At 68.5% G+C, this 18,738-nt stretch carries 16 protein-coding genes and 1 pseudogene; 12 read left to right on the top strand and 5 right to left on the bottom strand.

What is annotated here, in order from left to right:
- Nucleotides 1-787: acyl-CoA dehydrogenase family protein (locus AC1D1G_RS27440; protein ID WP_477954474.1), on the top strand; the 787-nt coding region annotated here is incomplete at its 5' end.
- A gap of 178 nt (nucleotides 788-965) precedes the next feature.
- Nucleotides 966-1,226: a hypothetical protein gene (locus AC1D1G_RS27435; RefSeq protein ID WP_477954472.1), complete on the top strand. Its 261-nt coding sequence runs from the start codon at nucleotides 966-968 to the stop codon at nucleotides 1,224-1,226.
- Between the two features lie 478 nt (nucleotides 1,227-1,704).
- Here the strand turns inward: AC1D1G_RS27435 and AC1D1G_RS27430 are convergent, their stop codons facing one another.
- Nucleotides 1,705-2,094: a RidA family protein gene (locus AC1D1G_RS27430; RefSeq protein WP_411194544.1), complete on the bottom strand. Its 390-nt coding sequence runs from the start codon at nucleotides 2,092-2,094 to the stop codon at nucleotides 1,705-1,707.
- Between the two features lie 117 nt (nucleotides 2,095-2,211).
- On the opposite strand from AC1D1G_RS27430, the gene AC1D1G_RS27425 reads away from it, so the two are divergent.
- Nucleotides 2,212-3,255 carry an Rv2578c family radical SAM protein gene (locus AC1D1G_RS27425; RefSeq protein ID WP_477954470.1) on the top strand — a complete coding sequence of 348 codons (1,044 nt, stop codon included), beginning with the start codon at nucleotides 2,212-2,214 and terminating at the stop codon, nucleotides 3,253-3,255.
- Here the strand turns inward: AC1D1G_RS27425 and AC1D1G_RS27420 are convergent.
- Nucleotides 3,242-3,664 carry a PPOX class F420-dependent oxidoreductase gene (locus tag AC1D1G_RS27420; RefSeq protein ID WP_271211387.1) on the bottom strand — a complete coding sequence of 141 codons (423 nt, stop codon included), beginning with the start codon at nucleotides 3,662-3,664 and terminating at the stop codon, nucleotides 3,242-3,244. The two genes, AC1D1G_RS27425 and AC1D1G_RS27420, sit on opposite strands and share 14 nt — an antisense overlap.
- A 130-nt stretch (nucleotides 3,665-3,794) precedes the next feature.
- Here AC1D1G_RS27420 and AC1D1G_RS27415 point away from each other — a divergent pair, with 130 nt between their 5' ends.
- Nucleotides 3,795-4,250, top strand: coding sequence for a hypothetical protein (locus tag AC1D1G_RS27415; protein WP_283353448.1), 456 nt, complete (start codon nucleotides 3,795-3,797; stop codon nucleotides 4,248-4,250).
- Nucleotides 4,251-4,267: 17 nt separating this feature from the next.
- Here the strand turns inward: AC1D1G_RS27415 and AC1D1G_RS27410 are convergent, their stop codons facing one another.
- The 3 genes from AC1D1G_RS27410 to ypfJ all read right to left on the bottom strand — a co-directional run bounded on the left by AC1D1G_RS27410 (nucleotide 4,268) and on the right by ypfJ (nucleotide 6,605).
- Entirely contained in the window at nucleotides 4,268-4,984 is a 717-nt protein-coding gene (locus AC1D1G_RS27410) for an SRPBCC family protein (RefSeq protein ID WP_477954467.1), read from the bottom strand.
- Between the two features lie 2 nt (nucleotides 4,985-4,986).
- The gene (locus tag AC1D1G_RS27405) at nucleotides 4,987-5,613 is read right to left on the bottom strand and encodes an ArsR/SmtB family transcription factor (RefSeq protein WP_477954465.1); all 627 of its coding nucleotides are present in this window, start codon (nucleotides 5,611-5,613) and stop codon (nucleotides 4,987-4,989) included.
- Nucleotides 5,614-5,678: 65 nt separating this feature from the next.
- The gene (ypfJ, locus tag AC1D1G_RS27400) at nucleotides 5,679-6,605 is read right to left on the bottom strand and encodes a KPN_02809 family neutral zinc metallopeptidase (RefSeq protein WP_283332332.1); all 927 of its coding nucleotides are present in this window, start codon (nucleotides 6,603-6,605) and stop codon (nucleotides 5,679-5,681) included.
- A 143-nt stretch (nucleotides 6,606-6,748) separates the two neighbouring features.
- On the opposite strand from ypfJ, the gene aspS reads away from it, so the two are divergent.
- From aspS to AC1D1G_RS27360, 8 genes and pseudogenes are all read left to right on the top strand, one after another.
- Complete coding sequence (gene aspS / locus AC1D1G_RS27395) at nucleotides 6,749-8,557, top strand: aspartate--tRNA ligase (RefSeq protein ID WP_477954463.1); 1,809 nt, start codon at nucleotides 6,749-6,751, stop codon at nucleotides 8,555-8,557.
- 70 nt (nucleotides 8,558-8,627) lie between these two features.
- Nucleotides 8,628-9,599 carry a DUF389 domain-containing protein gene (locus AC1D1G_RS27390; protein WP_477954462.1) on the top strand — a complete coding sequence of 324 codons (972 nt, stop codon included), beginning with the start codon at nucleotides 8,628-8,630 and terminating at the stop codon, nucleotides 9,597-9,599.
- Nucleotides 9,599-12,178, top strand: coding sequence for a circularly permuted type 2 ATP-grasp protein (locus tag AC1D1G_RS27385; RefSeq protein ID WP_477954460.1), 2,580 nt, complete (start codon nucleotides 9,599-9,601; stop codon nucleotides 12,176-12,178). The genes AC1D1G_RS27390 and AC1D1G_RS27385 overlap by 1 nt, the downstream gene beginning before the upstream one ends.
- On the top strand, nucleotides 12,175-13,125 hold the full coding sequence (locus tag AC1D1G_RS27380) for a transglutaminase family protein (protein ID WP_280782185.1): 951 nt from the start codon (nucleotides 12,175-12,177) through the stop codon (nucleotides 13,123-13,125). Before AC1D1G_RS27385 ends, AC1D1G_RS27380 begins: the two co-directional genes overlap by 4 nt.
- Before the next feature lie 65 nt (nucleotides 13,126-13,190).
- Complete coding sequence (locus AC1D1G_RS27375) at nucleotides 13,191-14,366, top strand: phosphotransferase family protein (RefSeq protein ID WP_009480406.1); 1,176 nt, start codon at nucleotides 13,191-13,193, stop codon at nucleotides 14,364-14,366.
- Nucleotides 14,367-14,420: 54 nt separating this feature from the next.
- Nucleotides 14,421-15,857: a replication-associated recombination protein A gene (locus tag AC1D1G_RS27370; RefSeq protein ID WP_016880315.1), complete on the top strand. Its 1,437-nt coding sequence runs from the start codon at nucleotides 14,421-14,423 to the stop codon at nucleotides 15,855-15,857.
- Between the two features lie 88 nt (nucleotides 15,858-15,945).
- On the top strand, nucleotides 15,946-18,618 hold the full coding sequence (gene alaS / locus AC1D1G_RS27365) for an alanine--tRNA ligase (RefSeq protein ID WP_280782184.1): 2,673 nt from the start codon (nucleotides 15,946-15,948) through the stop codon (nucleotides 18,616-18,618).
- A gap of 2 nt (nucleotides 18,619-18,620) precedes the next feature.
- Nucleotides 18,621-18,738: pseudogene (locus tag AC1D1G_RS27360) on the top strand (Holliday junction resolvase RuvX); the annotation flags it as partial.

The raw sequence follows: 18,738 nt of genomic DNA, 5'->3' as shown, positions 1-18,738 counted from the left end.
GGTCGGTGCCATCGCCATGACCGAACCGGGCGCCGGCTCGGATCTGCAAAATATCACTACCAAGGCCGTGCGTGACGGGGGTGACTATGTCATCACCGGCGGCAAGACCTTCATCTCCAACGGTCGCAACTGTGACCTCGTGATCATCGCGGCCAAGACCGATGCCACGCTCGGGGCGAAGGGTGTGTCTCTCGTTGTCGCCGAGGTGAACGACGACACTCCCGGATTCTCGCGCGGACAGATCTTCGAAAAGCTGGGCCAGAAGGGGCAGGACACCACCGAACTGTTCTTCGACGGACTTCGCGTCCCGATGGACAACCTCCTCGGAGAACGTGAGGGTGCCGGATTCGTCCAGCTGATGCAGCAACTACCACAGGAAAGGCTGATCTGCGGCGTCGCTGCCGTCGCCGCGATCGAACGCGCAGTAGCACTCACGATCGAGTACACCAAATCGCGGACAATGTTCGGAAAGACCCTGTTCGACCTCCAGAACACCCGCTTCGAACTTGCCGAATGCGCGGCACTCGCGAGGGTCTCGCGCACCTTCATCGACGACTGCATCGACAAGCACCTTCGCGGCGAACTCGATGTCACCACCGCCGCAATGGCGAAATACTGGTTGACCGACCAGCAGTGCGCCGTGATCGACCGCTGTCTCCAACTGTTCGGAGGATACGGTTACATCCTCGAATACCCTATCGCCCAGATGTACGCCGACGCCCGCATCCAGCGCATCTACGCCGGATCCAACGAGGTCTTGAAAGAACTGATCTCGAGAGCGCTATAGCAAGCAGGCAGCTCAGCGTCGTCGCATGGTGGATGATTCAGCAAGTGCCTACCAACATGCACACGATCGGCTCGGCCTGGTCTGGGGACGTGCCGGGGCGGAAAACAGATCTGACAGAAGATCAATCGGCTCTACTGGACCGTTGGTTCGGGCTGTGGCAGGTTCTCGCGGATCATTCGTGGCCATTGCAGGACACGACCGTACTGAGAGTGCGGACAGCTTGCAACGACTTCATCGTGAAGGCATCACGGTCGAGGGGTCGCCAGCGGAATGGGACCCGGCCACCTACCTGCAGGCGGGGCAGGCACTCGCTGGCCTGCTGTTGCCGGGCGAGGTGTCTGCCGTGTACTACGCAAATCTGATCGAGCGCAGGCATGGGTACATCGACCGGGCGGACGATCTGGTGTCGGCTGACCAGCTGGAGGCATTGGACAAGTGATCTGGTGAGGTTGCAGTCTCAGCAGTTCATGGGCCGCCGATTTGGAGGAGGCCTTCCTTGCCGGTCTCGGGCGTGATCTCACCGCCTCGGACGTCGAAACCTTGGACCTCGAGTGGATGCATCAGGCGATAGCGACTGTGGTGTGGGCTCACAACATTGGTGACGCAGAGTTCGAGCAACACGGCCGCTGGATGCTCGACAAGAGCGTCGGCCCGGGTATCCCAGGTTGATCTTTGAAAACGTAGAAACGCGACGCATCTACCGATCGGCGGAATCCCGCAGATCATGACCGCAGGCAGATCGCCGGTCGGGCAGTGAGTGTCGCTCAGGCGTGCCCACACCGGGTGCGGACCCACCCATCTCGGATTCCGACCGGGCGCCCACTACGGTGGCGACCCGGTCGGAAGTCGAGGCGGTGCTCAGTACGCAAATGCGTGCGTCGTGAACGGGTGGGTGAGGTGCCGCCTCCCCGCGTCGGTCAGTCGCCGATGACGGCGTCGGCCTCGATCTCGATGAGCAGGCCGGGGGCAATCAGCGCGCTGACCTCGAGGATCGTGGTGGCGGGTCGGATTTCGCCGAAGACCTCGCCGTGCGCGATGCCGGCCTCTTCCCACCGGCTCATGTCGGTGAGGTACATGCGGGTGCGGATCACATCGGTCGTGCTCGCGCCGGCCTCCGTGAGTGCTGCCTCGATCCGGCGCAGTGCCTCCCGCGTTTGTTCGCCGAGATCGTTTCCGCCGACGGGGCCGTCGGGACCCGACGCCGTGGTGCCCGACACGGACACGAGCTGGCCGATGCGCACGGCGCGGGAATAGCCGATCTTGGCTTCCCATTCGGAACCGGACGAGACGTTGTTTCTGTTCGACATGGGCAACATTGTCGCAAGCCCCGATCCGGCGCTCACCAGCGCGGTCTTTCCCCACGATCCGGTCTCCGCGCGGGTCGAAGTCTTGACACCGGTTAGAACAAATGTTCGCATGTACTCATGAGGTGGGATGGGCAAGCGGTCGACGCCGACGACGGTGCATTGCCGGGGCTGGAGCGCGCCGGGCTCGTGCGCAGCGTGCAGACACCCGAGTTCGAMGGCATCACCTTCCACGAGGTGCTGTGCAAGAGCGCGCTGAACAAGATGCCCGAGGAGTCGCAACTGCCTTTCCGCTTCACCGTCARCGCTTTTCGCGGATGCTCACATTCCTGTCGCTACTGCTTCGCGCGGCCCACCCACGAATACCTCGACCTCGACGCGGGCCGTGATTTCGACAGTCAGATCGTCGTGAAGACCAACGTCGCGGCGGTGCTGCGCAAGGAACTGGGGCGGCGGTCGTGGAAGCGGGAGCACGTGGCGCTCGGCACCAACACCGATCCCTATCAGCGAGCGGAGGGCCGGTACCGTCTGATGCCTGGCATCATACGAGCGCTGGCCGAATCCGCCACCCCGTTCTCGATACTGACCAAGGGGACATTGCTGCGGCGCGACCTCCCGCTGCTGACGCTCGCGGCCCAGCAGGTGCCGGTCAGCATCGGCGTGTCGCTGGCGATCCACGATCCCGACCTCCAGAAGTCGATCGAGCCAGGAACGCCCACCCCGAAGGCGCGCCTCGATCTGATCCGGGCGATCACCGACGCTGGCCTGCCCTGCAATGTGRTGGTGGCCCCCGTCATTCCCTTTCTGACCGATTCGGTGCGGCATCTGGACGGRCTACTCGAATCCATCGCCGATGCCGGGGCCTCGGGTGTGACCGTCTTCCCGATGCACCTGCGCGGCAGTACCAAGGGCTGGTTCATGAACTGGCTGTCGACGGAGCATCCGGCTCTCGTCCGTCAGTACCGGCAGTTGTACGGGCGGGCGGCCTACGTTCCGCCCGAGTACACATCGTGGCTGAAGCAGCGCGTCGACCCTCTCGTCGACCGGTACGGTCTGGGCGGCGCGGCGAACCATCGGGAGGCCGGACAGACCGAGGCCGTCGAGCCCGATCGCGGTGAACTGGTCGGAGTCGGTCGTCCCGGACCGGCGCTCACTCTGTTCTGACGTGAACGGTCCGCCTCGGCTCGTACCATTCGGCGCCGGCAGGTTCTCCCGCCATGTTCCAGCTCCACGAGATGGTCGGCGCGATGCGCACATAGAGACCGGGGCCGACCATTCCGTCCCGTTCCACCGGCTGATCGGCCGTGCCGTAGACCCGGATGGACCGCGCGACGAACGGTTCGAACGACACCAGGTCGTCGACGACCAGCGACACCTTGTCGTTCCCGGCCCGGATGTTCCGGAACTTGCGGGTACCGGCGACGGACGGACCGGAACCTCCCACCCAGAAGTCCGTTCCGTCGAACTCGAAGGCGAGTGGAACCACGTCGGGTTGCCCGTCCGCGCCCACGGTGGCGACGCGGGCGATCGGCTGCGACCGCAGGTAGGCGATCTCTTCGTCTGTGAACGACATGGAAATCTCCTCGTCGATGTCGACCGATGTTTCTGCGTCGACACTAGCCAAGCGCACGAGTAACGCTCCCCGCATTCCCGGAGACAAGGGGGAGCGGGGTTCGCCCGACGCACAACGACCGAGGAGCGCCATGCCTGTGGGAAATCTGGTTGTCCGATCGGCGGTGGTGGGTTCGCTCGCCGCGGCCGCACTACTCGGTGCACCGGCCGCAGCCGGGGCGGATGCTGCGACGCTGACCCCCACCTACACGATCGGGCACGGTCTGAACCCCGGCGACCTCAGCGTGTGCGGAGGGCGGATCGACGCCCACGCATCGTCCGACTACCCGGAGCCGTACGGTCCGAACTACGTGCTGTTGACGACGTACTTCGTCGGCCCCTCCCGGGTCTGCATGGTCGACGGCACCCTGCATTGGCGCAACCTCGACACCGGCGCCTCCGGAACGAAGCAGTGGGCGTTGAGCGGCTGGGACGGTCCGGGCGCGCCGACAGCCGTGTACTTCGATCCGGGGGCGGGCCGGGTCAGCATCGAGATCACCACGAGCACCCCGAACATTCCGGGGAGGGGCGAGTTCACGGCGTCCTGAGCGGAGGTGTGCCGGGTTCAGGCGARGGCGTTGTCCAGCCAGGACTTCCACGCGTCCTGCGACTTCTCCTGGTCGGCACCCGCAGTGAACAGGTGGTGCGCCGCGTCGACCGTTCCGCCGAACGCGTTGCGGCCGTAGAACCGGTACAGCGCATCGGCGGTCCGGATGCCGATGAAGTGCGGCGTCAGGTAGTCGACGACACCGTCGACGGTGCCGAAACCGGGCACGTCGACGGACACGGCGTCGCCTGCGGCGGAAGTGTCGGTCAGCCCCAGCGCGCCGCGGAGTGTGGCCATCGCGCCCGGACCGGTGGACGTATCCGGGCCGGCGGTCGTGATGTAGGTGGCCGCGCGGCCTGCGAAGTACTGGACGTACTGGCCGAGGCTGTGGAGGTAGAACGTGGTGTGCTTGTCGGCGCCGTCGTACTGCGCGTCCCAGTCGTCGGTGAAGATGCCGCTGTGGACGTAGCGCAGCGCCGCGGTGCCGCCCTCGCGGGCCTCGATGAGGTATTCGAGGGCGTTGAACCAGCCGTCGGGACCTTCCTGGCGCACGGCGAACTTCTGCGGCGGCTCCCACGCGACGACGGTCGGGTCGTCCGGTCCCTCGCTGCCGACGCCGGGATCGAGATCGGTGTGGAACATCCACCCGCCGGTGCCGCTGGTGACGGCGGCGAACATCTCTTCCGGGGTGGCGTTCAGGACGACCTCGCGGCGAATCTCGAAGTTCTGGGACATGGCTAGCTCTCCTCGTGACAGTTGTCGGGTGACTTCGCTTGCTCGGACGGTGTTTTCAGGCTGGGGTGCAGTGCGACGACGAGTCGGTGTCTGCGGCCGTTCGGGGCGTTCTCGTCGTGGTATCGGGCCACCAGGTGCTTCACGGACTCGCCGAGTTCGTCGGCGAAGGCGGACCGGTCGGCCGCGGACGCGAACCGGATCTCGCTGTCGATCGCGTAGGTGGCCAGCGGCTGACGCGCCGCGGTGGCGCCGGCGATCAGCTCGCCGACCTCACGCACCAGGCGCGCGGCCAGTGCCACCAGCCAGCGGGCCGACAGTTGGTCCGGCGACCGGTCGGGATCGGGGGCGAGGGCGGCGAACGCGGCGGGGGAGATGACGKACGACGCCGCGGTGGCCTGGAAGACCCGTTCGGTGACGTTGCCCTTCCTGCGTTCCTCGACGAGTTCGACGAGGCCGTGCTCCTCGAGTGCCCGCAGGTGGTAGTTGGCCTTCTGCCGCGTCAATCCGACCGTCGCGGCGATGGAACTCGCCGAACCGGGTTCGGCCAGCGCCGCGAGCAACCGCGCCCGGACCGGGTCCAGGGAGATCTCCGCGGCGGCCGCCTGATCGATCACTGCTACGTCCAACATGCGTCAACTCTCACACTGACAGTAAATTCTGTCAAGACAAAAATAATTGTCGGTGAGTCGGGTGGTCAGCGCAGCGCGGGTGGGTTGTTCAGATCGCGCGCCGAATAGGTGTCGCAGGCCTGGACCTGACCCGTCCGGTACCCGGTGGCGAACCACTTCTGGCGCTGCTCCGAGGAGCCGTGCGTCCAGCCCTCCGGATTCACCCGGGCGCCCGCGGACTGCTGGATCCGGTCGTCACCGACCGACGAGGCGGCGGAGAGGGCGTCGTCGATGTCGGTGCCGGTCAGGGTGTTCAGGAACGGCGGCCCGCCGTCGGGGCCGGGGAGGCTGTCGGCGTAGTGGGCCCACACGCCCGCGTAGCAGTCGGCCTGCAACTCGGTTCGGACCGCGGCCGAGTCGGCGCCCCGCGGGTCGGCCTGTGCCCGCCCGATGTCGCCGAGCTGATTCTGGATGTGATGGCCGAACTCGTGCGCCACGACGTACTCCTGCGCGAGCGGTCCGCCGCTGGACCCGAAGCGGTCGACGAGAAGCTGGAAGAAGCTGGTGTCGAAGTACGCCGTCGAGTCCGCCGGACAGTAGAACGGTCCGACCTCGCTGGTGGCGTTGCCGCAGCCGGTGTTGACCGAACCGGAGAACAGCACGACCTCCGGCGGCACGTACGCGGTGCCGGTCTGTTTCGCGAGCTCCTGCTCCCACACGGAGTCGAGACTGCCTGCGGTGAACACCACCCGGCAGTTCACGTCGCGGTTGGCGTCCGCGCCGGTCTCGCATCCGGCGAGGCCCGCGCCGGAATTCTGGGCGGAGGAATCGGTGGTGCCGCTGAGGCCGCCGAGTAGCGAGCCGGGATCGCCGCCGAGGAGCAGTGCGAGGACCAGCACGATAAGACCGCCGGCGCCGCCGCCCATCGCGAACTTGCCGCCGAGGCCACCGCCGCCCCCGCCGCCGACCGACACCCGGCCGGAGTCCATTCGGGCGCCCTCGTTGAAGGTCATGTGTCGTCGCTTTCTCTGCAGTTTTCCGGTGCGTGCCGATCGAGCCTCGCACGTGAAGCGGGTATGCGTTTCCGCTCACGCCCGGTGTCTCCGTAGGATCTCAGCCAACGAAGTAGCTTGCCCCATGTTTCGAAAGGAATCCCGTGCTGCGCACACATCTCGCCGGTTCATTGCGAGCCGAGCAGGCCCAGCAGACCGTAACCCTCACCGGTTGGGTTGCCAGGCGTCGTGATCACGGCGGGGTGATCTTCATCGATCTACGTGACGCGTCGGGTGTCTCCCAGGTGGTGTTCCGGGAGGGCGCCGCCGCCGAGCAGGCTCACCGTCTGCGCGCGGAGTACTGCGTCAAGGTGACCGGTGTGGTCGAGGTGCGTCCCGAGGGCAACCAGAACTTCGAGATCCCCACCGGGGCCATCGAGGTCAACGTCACCGACCTCGAGGTCCTCAACGAGAGCGCGCCGCTGCCGTTCCAGCTGGACGACCAGGCCGGTGAGGAAGCGCGCCTGAAGTACCGCTACCTGGACCTGCGCCGTGAGGGCCCCGGTCACGCCATCCGGTTGCGGTCCAAGGTCAACGCCGCGGCCCGCGCCGTGCTCGCGCACCACGAGTTCGTCGAGGTCGAGACGCCCACGTTGACGCGGTCGACGCCGGAGGGCGCCCGCGACTTCCTGGTTCCCGCGCGACTGCAGCCGGGCAGCTTCTACGCGTTGCCGCAGAGCCCGCAGCTGTTCAAGCAGCTGCTCATGGTCGGGGGCATCGAACGCTACTACCAGATCGCGCGCTGCTACCGCGACGAGGACTTCCGCGCGGACCGCCAGCCCGAGTTCACCCAGCTCGACATCGAGATGAGCTTCGTCAACCAGGACGACGTCATCCTCCTCGCCGAGGAGGTGCTGTCGTCGCTGTGGAAGCTGGTCGGGCACGAGATCAAGACGCCGATCGCGCGCATGACGTACGCGGAGGCGATGCGTCGCTACGGCTCCGACAAGCCGGACCTGCGCTTCGGCGTCGAACTGGTCGAGTGCGCCGAGTTCTTCAAGGACACCACGTTCCGGGTATTCCAGCAGGAGTACGTCGGCGCGGTCGTCATGCCCGGCGGCGCGAGCCAGCCGCGTAAGCAGCTCGACGCCTGGCAGGAATGGGCGAAGCAGCGCGGGGCCAAGGGCCTGGCGTACGTGCTCGTCGGCGAGGACGGCACGCTCGGCGGACCGGTGGCCAAGAACCTCACCGACACCGAACGCGAGGGCCTCGCCGCGCACGTCGGGGCGAAGCCGGGCGACTGCATCTTCTTCGCCGCCGGCACCACCAAGTCGTCGCGTGCGCTGCTCGGTGCCGCGCGTGGCGAGATCGCCCGCAAGCAGAACCTCATCGACCCGGACGCGTGGGCTTTCGTGTGGGTCGTCGACGCACCGCTGTTCGAGCCGACGGCGGACGCCACCGCGAGCGGCGACGTCGCGCTCGGCTACAGCGCCTGGACGGCGGTGCACCACGCGTTCACCTCGCCCAAGCCGGAGTCGATCGACACGTTCGACACCGACCCGGGGTCCGCGCTCGCCTACGCCTACGACATCGTCTGCAACGGCAACGAGATCGGTGGCGGCAGTATCCGTATCCACCGCAAGGACATTCAGGAGCGAGTGTTCAAGGTGATGGGCATCTCCCACGAGGAGGCCGAGGAGAAGTTCGGCTTCCTGCTCGACGCGTTCGCGTTCGGCGCCCCGCCGCACGGCGGCATCGCGTTCGGCTGGGACCGCATCACCGCCCTGCTGGCCGGTGTCGATTCGATCCGCGAGGTCATCGCGTTCCCGAAGTCGGGCGGCGGCGTCGATCCCCTGACCAATGCTCCGGCTCCGATCACCGCGCAGCAGCGCAAGGAGTCCGGGGTGGACGCCAAGCCGGAGCCGAAGGGCGATGCCGCGGCGGCCAAGCCCGACGCACCCGCAGCCAAGTAGGCGGGCCCGCCGGCGCGATCTGCCGGCAGGACTCGATTGACCGGACGACGCGGAACAGCCGGGGGACACGATGTTGCACCTGCGAGTGATCTGTCCGGCCGAGCGCACCGAGGACGTCCTCGGTGTGCTCGCGGCGGAACCCGGCGCCACCCACGTGGTGGTGCTGCGCGCCGCCGCGATCGACCCCGCCGGTGACGCGATCCAGACCGACGTGGCCCGCGAGGCCGCGAACGACGTGATCGACGCGCTCGAGGCCCTGAGAATCGACCGCACCGGTGCGATCACGGTGGAGCCCGTCGAAACGGTGCTGTCGAAATCCGCACACGACGCGGAGAAGGCGGCCCCGGGTGATCCCGCGGACAGCGTCGTGTGGGAGGAACTGGTCAGCCGGACGCGCGAGGAGTCGACACTCAACGGCACCTTCCTCGCGTTCCTCACCATCGCCTGCCTGCTGGCCGCGGTGGGTGTGGTGACCGACTCGCCGATCACCGTCGTCGGGGCCATGGTGGTGGGACCGGAGTTCGGTCCGCTCGCCGCGCTCGCCGTCGCGCTGATGCGGCGCAAGCTCGGTCTGGCCCGGCGGTCGCTGATCGCCCTGCTCTTCGGTTTCCCGTTCGCGATGGCGGCGACGCTGGTCGCGACGCTGCTGATGGAGCGGGTCGGCTGGATGGAGTTCGAGAGCATCGAGTCCCTCGACCAGGTCGATTTCATCTACCGGGTCGGACCGCTCTCACTGATCGTCGCGCTCCTCGCCGGCGCGGCAGGCATGCTCGCGCTCGTGTCCGCGAAGTCTGCGGCACTCGTCGGCGTCTTCATTTCGGTCACCACCGTTCCCGCGGCGGGATTCGCCGTCGTCGCGGTCACCGTGGGCGAATGGCGCGTCGCGGCGCTGGCGGCGCTGCAACTCGGTGTCAACATGGTGGGCATCGTGATCGCAGGCGTCCTGGTTCTGGCACTGCGATTGCGCAGCGGCGGCGATCCCCGCCGGCTCCTCGAGCAGGCGCGGAAAGAGCGGTCCGTGGCACAGAGGCGGAGGGCCTGATGATCGTGTCGCCCCACGACGGCGCGGGCTACGACGAACTCTTCGACGACGGCGGCGGCGTCCGGGACCCGTGGGCGGAGCTGGCCCAGGACTTCACCGGAGGCGGGCCGGACTCCGTCCGCCGCCTGCAGTCCCGCATCCGGCTTCTCGTCGACAACCACGGGATCACCYACAACCCCCTCGACGGATCGGACGCCCCGACCGTGCCGCCGCGGTGGGAGATCGACGCGGTCCCGCTGATCGTGGCGGCCGAGGAATGGGAGCAGCTCGCGGAGGGCTTCGTGCAGCGCTCCCGCCTCCTCGACGCGGTACTCGCCGATTTGTACGGACCGATGGCGCTCGTCCGGAGCGGCGCCGTGCCTGCCCGCACGGTGTTCGGACACCCGGGGTACGTCCGTGCGGCGCACGGCATCACGGTGCCGGGCCGCCATCAACTGTTCCTGCACGGACTCGACGTCGGCCGCGGGGCCGACGGCACGTTCCACGCGCTGCGCGACCACACGCAGTCGCCGGCAGGCGCCGGCTACGCGATGGCGGATCGCCGCGTCGTCGCCCGGGCGATGCCCGGCATCTACGAGAGCGTGGGCCCGCGTCCGCTGTCCTCCTTCGCCCAGTCGATGCGGCTGGCGGCGATCGACGCCGCCCCCGCGGGCACCGAGGACCCCCTGGTCGTGGTCCTCAGCCCCCGTACTCGGTCCGAGGCGGCATTCGATCAGGCGTATCTCGCGACCGTCCTCGGCTTCCCGCTCGTGGAGAGCGCCGACCTGGTGGTCCGCGACGGCCACGTGTGGATGCGCTCGCTCGGCAACCTGGAACGCGTCGACGTGATCGTCCGGCGGGTGGACGCCGACCTCGCCGACTCCCTCGACCTGCGCCCCGACTCCCGGTCGGGCGTGGTCGGGCTCGTCGAGGTGCTGCGACGGGGAGCGGTGACCGTCGTCAACCCTCTCGGCAGCGGAATCCTCGAGAACCCGGCCCTCACCCGGCTGCTCCCGGACCTGTGCCGTCGTCTCCTCGACGAGGACCTACTCCTGCCGTCGGTGCCGAGTTTCTGGGGTGGCGACCGGTCGGAGCTGTCGCACATCCTCGCGAACGTCTCGTCGATGGTGCTGCGCGCGGTGCACGGGGGGTCGCCGATCGTGCCCGCCGAGCTCGGTGCCGCCGACCGGGACACCCTGCTGGACCGGGTGCGGGCCGAACCCGAGCGGTGGGTCGGGCAGATCGTCCCGGACCCCTCGTATGCGCCGGCGGCCGACGGATCCGGGGACGTCTTCCTCGCACCGGTCGGGGTGCGGCTGTTCAACGTCGCGCAGCAGGTCGGATTCACCCCCATGGCCGGAGGTCTCGGCACGTCCCTCGTTCCCGGGGCCGAGCGCGGCGACCGGCGTCACGCCGGCGCGAAGGACGTCTGGATCCGGCTGGCCCAGCGCACCGCGTCCACCGATCCGGGGGACGCCGCCGACCGCGACGGGGAAGCCCTGCCCACGTATGCGGCGACGACGTCCGACCTGATGACGTCGCCGCGCGCACTGACCGAACTGTTCTGGATGGGCCGGTTCGCCGAGCGCGCCGAGGGTGCGGCACGCCTGATGATCGCCGTCGGCGAGAAGTACCGCGACTACCGTCTGCGACCGTGGCTCGCGGGCGGCGGAAGCCTCMCGATCCTGCTCGACACGGTCCTGCGGGTCGCCGACGCCGGGAACCGCCCGCAAGGGCCCGATCGCGGTGCCGAGGCAGGCTCGGATCCGGTCGCCGACCAGCCGCGGGTGCGCTCGGAGTTCCGTTCGCTGACGGTCGACCCCGACCGGGACGGGTCGCTCGCGCATGCGGTCCGCGGCGTCGAGCAGGCCGCGCGGGCCGTGCGCGGGCAACTGTCGAACGACATCTGGGCCGTCCTCAGTTCCGTCGAACGCGCACTCGGGCAGGTCGCCGCCGACACGGCCGACGACGGTTCCCTGCTGTTCGAGGCGCAGTCCGCCGTACTCGGCGGGATGCTCGCACTGTCCGGAGTCGCCGCGGAATCGCTGGTGCGGGACACCGGCTGGCACGTCATGGACATCGGCAAACGGATCGAGCGGGCATCCACCCTGATCGCGCTGGTGGAGTCCACGCTGCGACGGAGGACGGACCCGGCGACCGAGCGGGCGGTGATCGAATCGCTCCTCGTCGCCACGGAGAGTTCCGTCGTCTACCGCCGCCGCAATCGGAGCATCCGCCCGGCCGCCGTGGCCGAGTTGCTGCTGTTCGACGTGAAGAACCCGCGGTCGCTGGCGTTCCAGCTCGAGGCGCTCCGTGCGAATCTGGCTGCACTGCCGGACGCCTCGGGTGCGTCGCGTGCGGAGCGGCTCGTCGAGGACATGGTCAACACCGTGCGACGCGTCGATCCTGCTCGACTCGAATCGGTCGACGCGAACGGGTCCAGGAAGGAGCTGGGTGAGCTGACGACCACGATGCGCGCACTGCTGAGCGAACTGTCCGACGTGATGCTGAAAGGTCGGCTGTCGCTGCCGGGCGGCACCCAGCCGCTGTGGGGTAGCGGGACCACGTGGAGCGCCGCGCAGGGCGGGGTTCCCGCATGACCGATGTGTCGCCCCGCGCGGACGAGGCAGCGGAACGGCCGGTGCTGCGCCGATACAAGATCACCCACCGCACCACGTACACGTACTCGGGGCCGGTGTCCTCGTCGTACGGGCGGGGTTATCTCCTGCCCCGCGACACCGAGGAACAGCGATGCGTGAGTTCCGTCGTCGACATCTCGCCGGCGCCCGCAGACCGTTCCACCGGGTCCGACGTGTACGGCAACCGGGACCTGTACTTCCAGGTGAGCACGCCGCACGAGGAACTGGTCGTGGCGGCCGAATCCGAGATCGAGGTCTACGGACCCGACAAGACCCGACTCGCCGCCGCACCCGCGAACGCGCCGTGGGAGTTGTCCCGCCCCGTGGGAACCGAGGGAGCGATGGCGCAGGAGTTCGTGCTCGACCTCGAACCCCCCGAGATCAGCGACGCGGTCCGCGAGTACGCGGCGCCGAGTTTCCCGCCGGAACGGCCCCTCGCCGACGCGGTGGTCGATCTCACCACGCGCATCCACCGCGACTTCCAGTACAAGTCGGGGTCGACGTCGATCTCCACGCGCGTCGCGGAGGTGCTCGAGAAGCGGTCGGGGGTGTGCCAGGACTTCGCCCGGCTCGCCATCGCCTGCCTGCGCTCGCGCGGACTGGCGGCCCGGTACGTGTCCGGCTATCTGGCGACGCAACCGCCGCCCGGCAAGGAACGGATGATCGGCGTCGACGCGACCCACGCCTGGGCGGCCGTGTGGATGCCGGGGGACCGGTGGCTCGCCTTCGACCCCACCAACGACCAGCTGGTCGACGAGCGGTATACCGTGGTCGCGTGGGGCCGGGACTACGCGGACGTGCCGCCGCTGCGCGGTGTCATATACACAGAGGCACGAAACAGCACCATTGCGGTGTCGGTTGACGTGGCGCCGATCGAAGTGCTCGCGCCGGATCAGCCGAAATGCTGAAATTCATCCGGGCTTCCGGTGGAGGACTCGATGATCCGTGTCACTAGCAGGTAAGTTGGTCCGCGATGACTGCAATACTGGCAGACCCCGTTTCAGAGGTAGTTGCCGCAGCCGAGAAGCTGCTCACCCGTCGCACAGGGGCACCCGTGACACTGGTGGATCCCGTGGATCTCGGCGGTAGTGGCCGCACCATCGTGCTCCGCGTGCGCGTGGCGGAGAATCCGTTCTCCCTTCCACGGACGTTGGTGATCAAGCAGGTCCGCGAGGAGTCCGGGGTGTCCGGCGCGCGGGCCGTCGATCCCGACGATCTCACCGGCGACAGCCGCAGCGCCTTCCTCCGGGAGGCCGTCTCGTACCAGTTCGCCACGGCGCTGGCGACGGACAGCCGCCCCGGAGCCGAACTGCTCGCATCCGACCTCGACGCCCGGCTCCTCGTGCTCAGCGACCTCGGGGACGCCACCCCGATCAGCGCCCTGCTCGAGCACTCCGACTCCGACACCGTCACCAACACCCTGATGGCGATGGCCCAGGCGCTCGGCCGCATGCACGCGGCCACCGTGGGCCGCGAGGAGGACTTCACCGCGCTGCTGCGCCGCGCCGAGGTGGCGCACTGCGACGACACCGTGGCCGAACAGGTGGAGCGCGCGGTGCCCGCCGTGCCCGGTCTGCTGTCCGAGATCCTCCGCGTCGATGTCTCGCCGGACCTGACCGATCAGGTGGCGCGTGCCGCGAAGCTGTTCGAGAGCGGCCGGTTCCGGGCGTTCAGCCCCTCCGACCTGTGCCCGGACAACATCATCGTCAACGACGAGGGCGTGCGGTTCCTCGACTACGAGTGGGGCGGTTTCCGCGACGCCATGCTCGACATCGCGTACGCGCTGGTCTCGTTCCCCGGCTGCCTGTGCAGCATCGAACTGTCCGAGGACCGGACGCAGGCGATGATCGAGGCCTGGCGTGCGGAGGTCGTGGGGATGTGGCCTGCGCTCGCCGACGACAACGTGCTCGCCGCCCGCATGGTCGAGGCGCAGCTGATCTGGGTGTGGCTCAGCACCTACCTGTTCCTACCGGAGAACCACACCCGCATCGCCGCCGTCCGCGAACACCACCTGTCCGTGCCGCGGTCCGAGGCGCTGACCCAGCGCTGGGACAAGCTGGCCCGCTCGGCCGATCACGCCGGGAACACGGTGGTCGCCCACCACGCCCGCGTCATCGCCGACAAGATCCGGGGACTGTCCGTCGGCTGACCCACGGTCCGGCCGGACTGGGTCGGACGGTGCGGTTCCAGTAGCGTCGAACTTGTGAGCGATCTTTTCGGTTCGGATGTCGGCGAGGACGAGTCGGCAGGCCTGTTCGAGACGGCGCAGCCCGACGAGGCGGCATCGGCCCCGCGATCGGTTCCCGGTCCCGTGTCGGTCGACCACCACGCACCGCTGGCCGTGCGGATGCGTCCCCGCACGCTCGGCGAGGTGGTCGGGCAGCAGCATCTCCTGGGCCCCGGCGCGCCGCTGCGGCGCCTCGTGGAGGGGTCGGGGGCCGCGTCCGTCCTCCTGTACGGTCCGCCCGGCACCGGCAAGACCACGCTGGCGTCGCTGATCTCGGGGGCCACCGGCCGCCGCTTCGAGGCACTGTCCGCGTTGTCCGCCGGCGTGAAGGAAGTGCGCGGCGTCATCGAACTGGCCCGCCGCCGCCTGCTCGCGGGCGAGCAGACGGTGCTGTTCATCGACGAGGTGCACCGCTTCTCCAAGACCCAGCAGGACGCCCTGCTGGCGGCGGTGGAGAACCGGATCGTGCTCCTCGTGGCCGCCACCACCGAGAATCCCTCGTTCTCCGTGGTGTCCCCGCTGCTGTCCCGCTCACTCGTGCTGCAACTGCAGTCGCTGACGGCGGACGACATCGAGAACCTCCTGGAGCGGGCGCGCACCGACGAGCGGGGTCTCGGCGGGGAGATCGAGATCGCGGGTGACGCGATGGATCATCTGGTGCGCCTCGCGGCCGGCGACGCCCGCCGGGCGCTCACCGCGCTCGAGGCGGCGGCGGGCGCTGCGCTCGACCAGGCCGGTGACGCGGACCGTCCGGTGCTGCTGGACCTCGCGACCGTGGAGGCGAGCGTCGACAAGGCGGCCGTCCGCTACGACCGTGACGGCGATCAGCACTACGACGTGATCAGTGCCTTCATCAAGTCGATCCGTGGTTCCGACGTCGACGCCGCCCTGCACTACCTGGCCCGGATGCTCACGGCGGGCGAGGACCCCCGCTTCATCGCGCGGCGGCTGGTGGTCCATGCCAGCGAGGACATCGGCATGGCCGACCCCACCGCGCTGCAGACCGCGACCGCCGCCGCGCAGGCAGTACAGCTGATCGGTATGCCCGAGGCCCGCCTGGCCCTCGCCCAGGCCACGATCCACCTCGCGACCGCGCCCAAGTCGGGGGCCGTCATCGCCGCGCTCGGTGCCGCGATGGCGGATGTCGCGGCCGGAAACGCCGGGCTCGTCCCGCCGCATCTGCGCGACGGCCACTACGCGGGGGCGGCGAAACTCGGCAACGCCGTCGGATACCGCTATCCCCACGATCACCCCGACGGGGTACTGGCGCAGCAGTATCCGCCGGACGAGCTGGTCGGTGTCGACTACTACCAGCCCACCACTCACGGCGGTGAGCGGGACATCGCGGGGCGCGTGGACAAATTGCGCGCGATCGTCCGCGGCACGAACCGTCAGGGTGGCCGGTTAAGCTGAATGTTGCCGAACTGCGCGGTGGACGCGTGGTTCGCTCCGCTTGTTCGACCCATCGTTGCCCTCGAGACAGACAATAAGGATCACTGACGTGCAGACCCACGAGATTCGCCGGCGCTTCCTCGACCATTTCGTCAAGGCAGGCCACACCGAGGTACCCAGCGCCTCGCTGATTCTCGACGATCCGAACCTGCTGTTCGTCAACGCCGGGATGGTGCAGTTCGTGCCGTTCTTCCTCGGCCAGCAGACGCCGCCGTACCCGAGGGCGACCAGTGTCCAGAAGTGTGTGCGCACCCTCGACATCGAGAATGTGGGCATCACCACACGGCACAACACGTTCTTCCAGATGGCCGGGAACTTCTCGTTCGGCGACTACTTCAAGCGCGACGCGATCAAGCATGCGTGGGCGCTGCTGACCTCGAGCGTCGACGACGGGGGTTACGGCTTCGATCCCGAGCGCATCTGGGTGACGGTCTACCTCGACGACGACGAGGCCCGCGACATCTGGCGTGACGAGGTCGGCGTTCCCGAATCGCGGATCCAGCGCCGCGGCATGGCCGACAACTACTGGTCCATGGGTATTCCCGGCCCCTGCGGCCCGTGCTCGGAGATCTACTACGACCGCGGCCCCGAGTACGGCAAGGAAGGCGGCCCGGAGGCCGACGAGGACCGCTACATCGAGATCTGGAATCTCGTGTTCATGCAGAACGAGCGTGGCCTGGGCATCAGCAAGGACAACTTCGAGATCCTCGGCCCGCTGCCGAAGCAGAACATCGACACCGGCATGGGTGTCGAGCGCGTCGCGTTCCTGCTCCAGGGCGTCGACAACGTGTACGAGACCGACCTCGTGCGTCCGGTCATCGCGAAGGCCGAGGAACTGTCGGGCCGCAAGTACGGCGCCGTCCACGACGACGACGTGCGTTTCCGGGTCATCGCCGACCACGCGCGCACCGCGGCGATGCTCATCGCCGACGGCGTGAACCCCGGCAACGACGGGCGCGGCTACGTCCTGCGCCGCCTGCTGCGGCGCATCGTCCGGTCCGCGAAGCTACTCGGTGCCGACAAGCCCAGCATGCGGGAGTTCATCACCGTCGTCCGCGACACGATGGCGCCGTCCTACCCGGTCCTCGACACCGACTTCGGCCGCATCGAGACGGTCGCGGTGGGGGAGGAGACCGCGTTCCTCAAGACCCTCACGTCCGGCTCGAAGCTGTTCGAAGGCGCCGCCGAGTCGGTGAAGGCGTCCGGCAAGTCGACGATCGGCGGCGACCAGGCGTTCGCGCTCCACGACACGTACGGCTTCCCGATCGACCTGACCCTGGAGATGGCGTCCGAGGCCGGCCTGACCGTCGACGAGGAGGGGTTCCGCACGCTGATGGCGGAGCAGCGGCAGCGCGCGAAGGACGACGCCCAGGCCCGTAAGCACGCGCACGCCGACCTGACCGTCTACAAGGAACTCCTCGACCGCGGACCCACCGAGTTCACCGGATTCCACGAATTGGTCTCCGAGGCACATGTTCTCGCGCTGATCTCGCAGGGGCAGCGGGTCCCCGTCGCGACGGCGGGCCAGGACGTCGAGGTCATCCTCGACCGCAGTCCCCTGTACGCGGAGGCGGGTGGCCAGATCGCCGACCTCGGTACCCTCACCGGCCCGGGCCTGCGGGTGAAGGTCAACGACGTCCAGAAGATCGCCAAGAAGCTGTGGGTCCACAAGGTGACCGTGCAGGAGGGTCAGCTCACCGAGGGCGACGTCGTGCTCGCGCAGGTCGACGCCGCGTGGCGCAAGGGTGCCACGCAGGGTCACTCCGGTACCCACATGGTGCACGCCGCGCTGCGACAGGTGCTCGGCCCCAACGCGGTTCAGGCCGGCTCGCTGAACAAGCCGGGCTACCTGCGTTTCGACTTCTCCTGGCAGGGCGCGCTGACGGAAGCGCAGAAGCAGGACATCGAGGTCGTCGCGAACGAGGCGGTGGCCGCCGACTACTCGGTGAACACGTTCGTCACCGATCTCGACAAGGCGAAGTCGATGGGCGCGATGGCGCTGTTCGGCGAGAACTACGGCGACGAGGTGCGGGTCGTCGAAATCGGCGGACCCTTCTCGATGGAGCTGTGTGGTGGAACTCACGTGGGCAGCTCCTCGCAGATCGGCAACGTCACGCTGCTCGGTGAGCAGTCCGTCGGTTCCGGTGTGCGCCGCGTCGAGGCGTACGTCGGGCTCGATTCGTACCGCTACCTGGCCAAGGAACGCGCGCTCCTCGCCGGTCTGTCGTCGTCGCTGAAGGTGCCCTCGGAAGAAGTGCCTGCCCGCGTCGAAGCGCTGGTGGAGCGACTCCGCGTGGCGGAGAAGGAACTCGAGCAGACCCGCGCGCAGGCGGTTCTCGCCGCGGCGGGCACGTTCGTCGACAAGGCGCAGCGGGTCGGGCCGGTGCTGCTGGTCGCGGATGCCGCCCCGGCCGGTGTCGGCGGCAACGACCTGCGTGGTCTCGTCACCGACATCCGCGGCCGGTTCGGCACCCAGCCCGCCGTGGTCGCGCTGCTCGGCGACGTCGACGGCAAGGTTCCGTTCGTGGTGGCCGTGAACAAGGCGGCACAGGAACTCGGACTGGCGGCCGGCGACCTCGTGAAGGGATTCGGTCCGAAGATCGGCGGCCGCGGAGGCGGAAAGGCCGACATGGCACAGGGTTCCGGTTCGGACACCAGCGGAATTGCGGCCGCCCTCGACGCTGTCCGGGGACAAGTGGCGGACAAGGTGGGGAGCCAGTAGCGGTGGATCACGCGGAACAGGGTCCGGATCGACCGGGAGCCGACGACCCTGGGCGTGGTCGGCGCATCGGCATCGATGTGGGCAGCGTCCGGATCGGGGTCGCGTCGAGCGACCCCGACG

Source organism: Rhodococcus sp. P3_B8, assembly GCF_056402775.1.
This window is presented reverse-complemented; position numbering and strand designations above follow the sequence as displayed.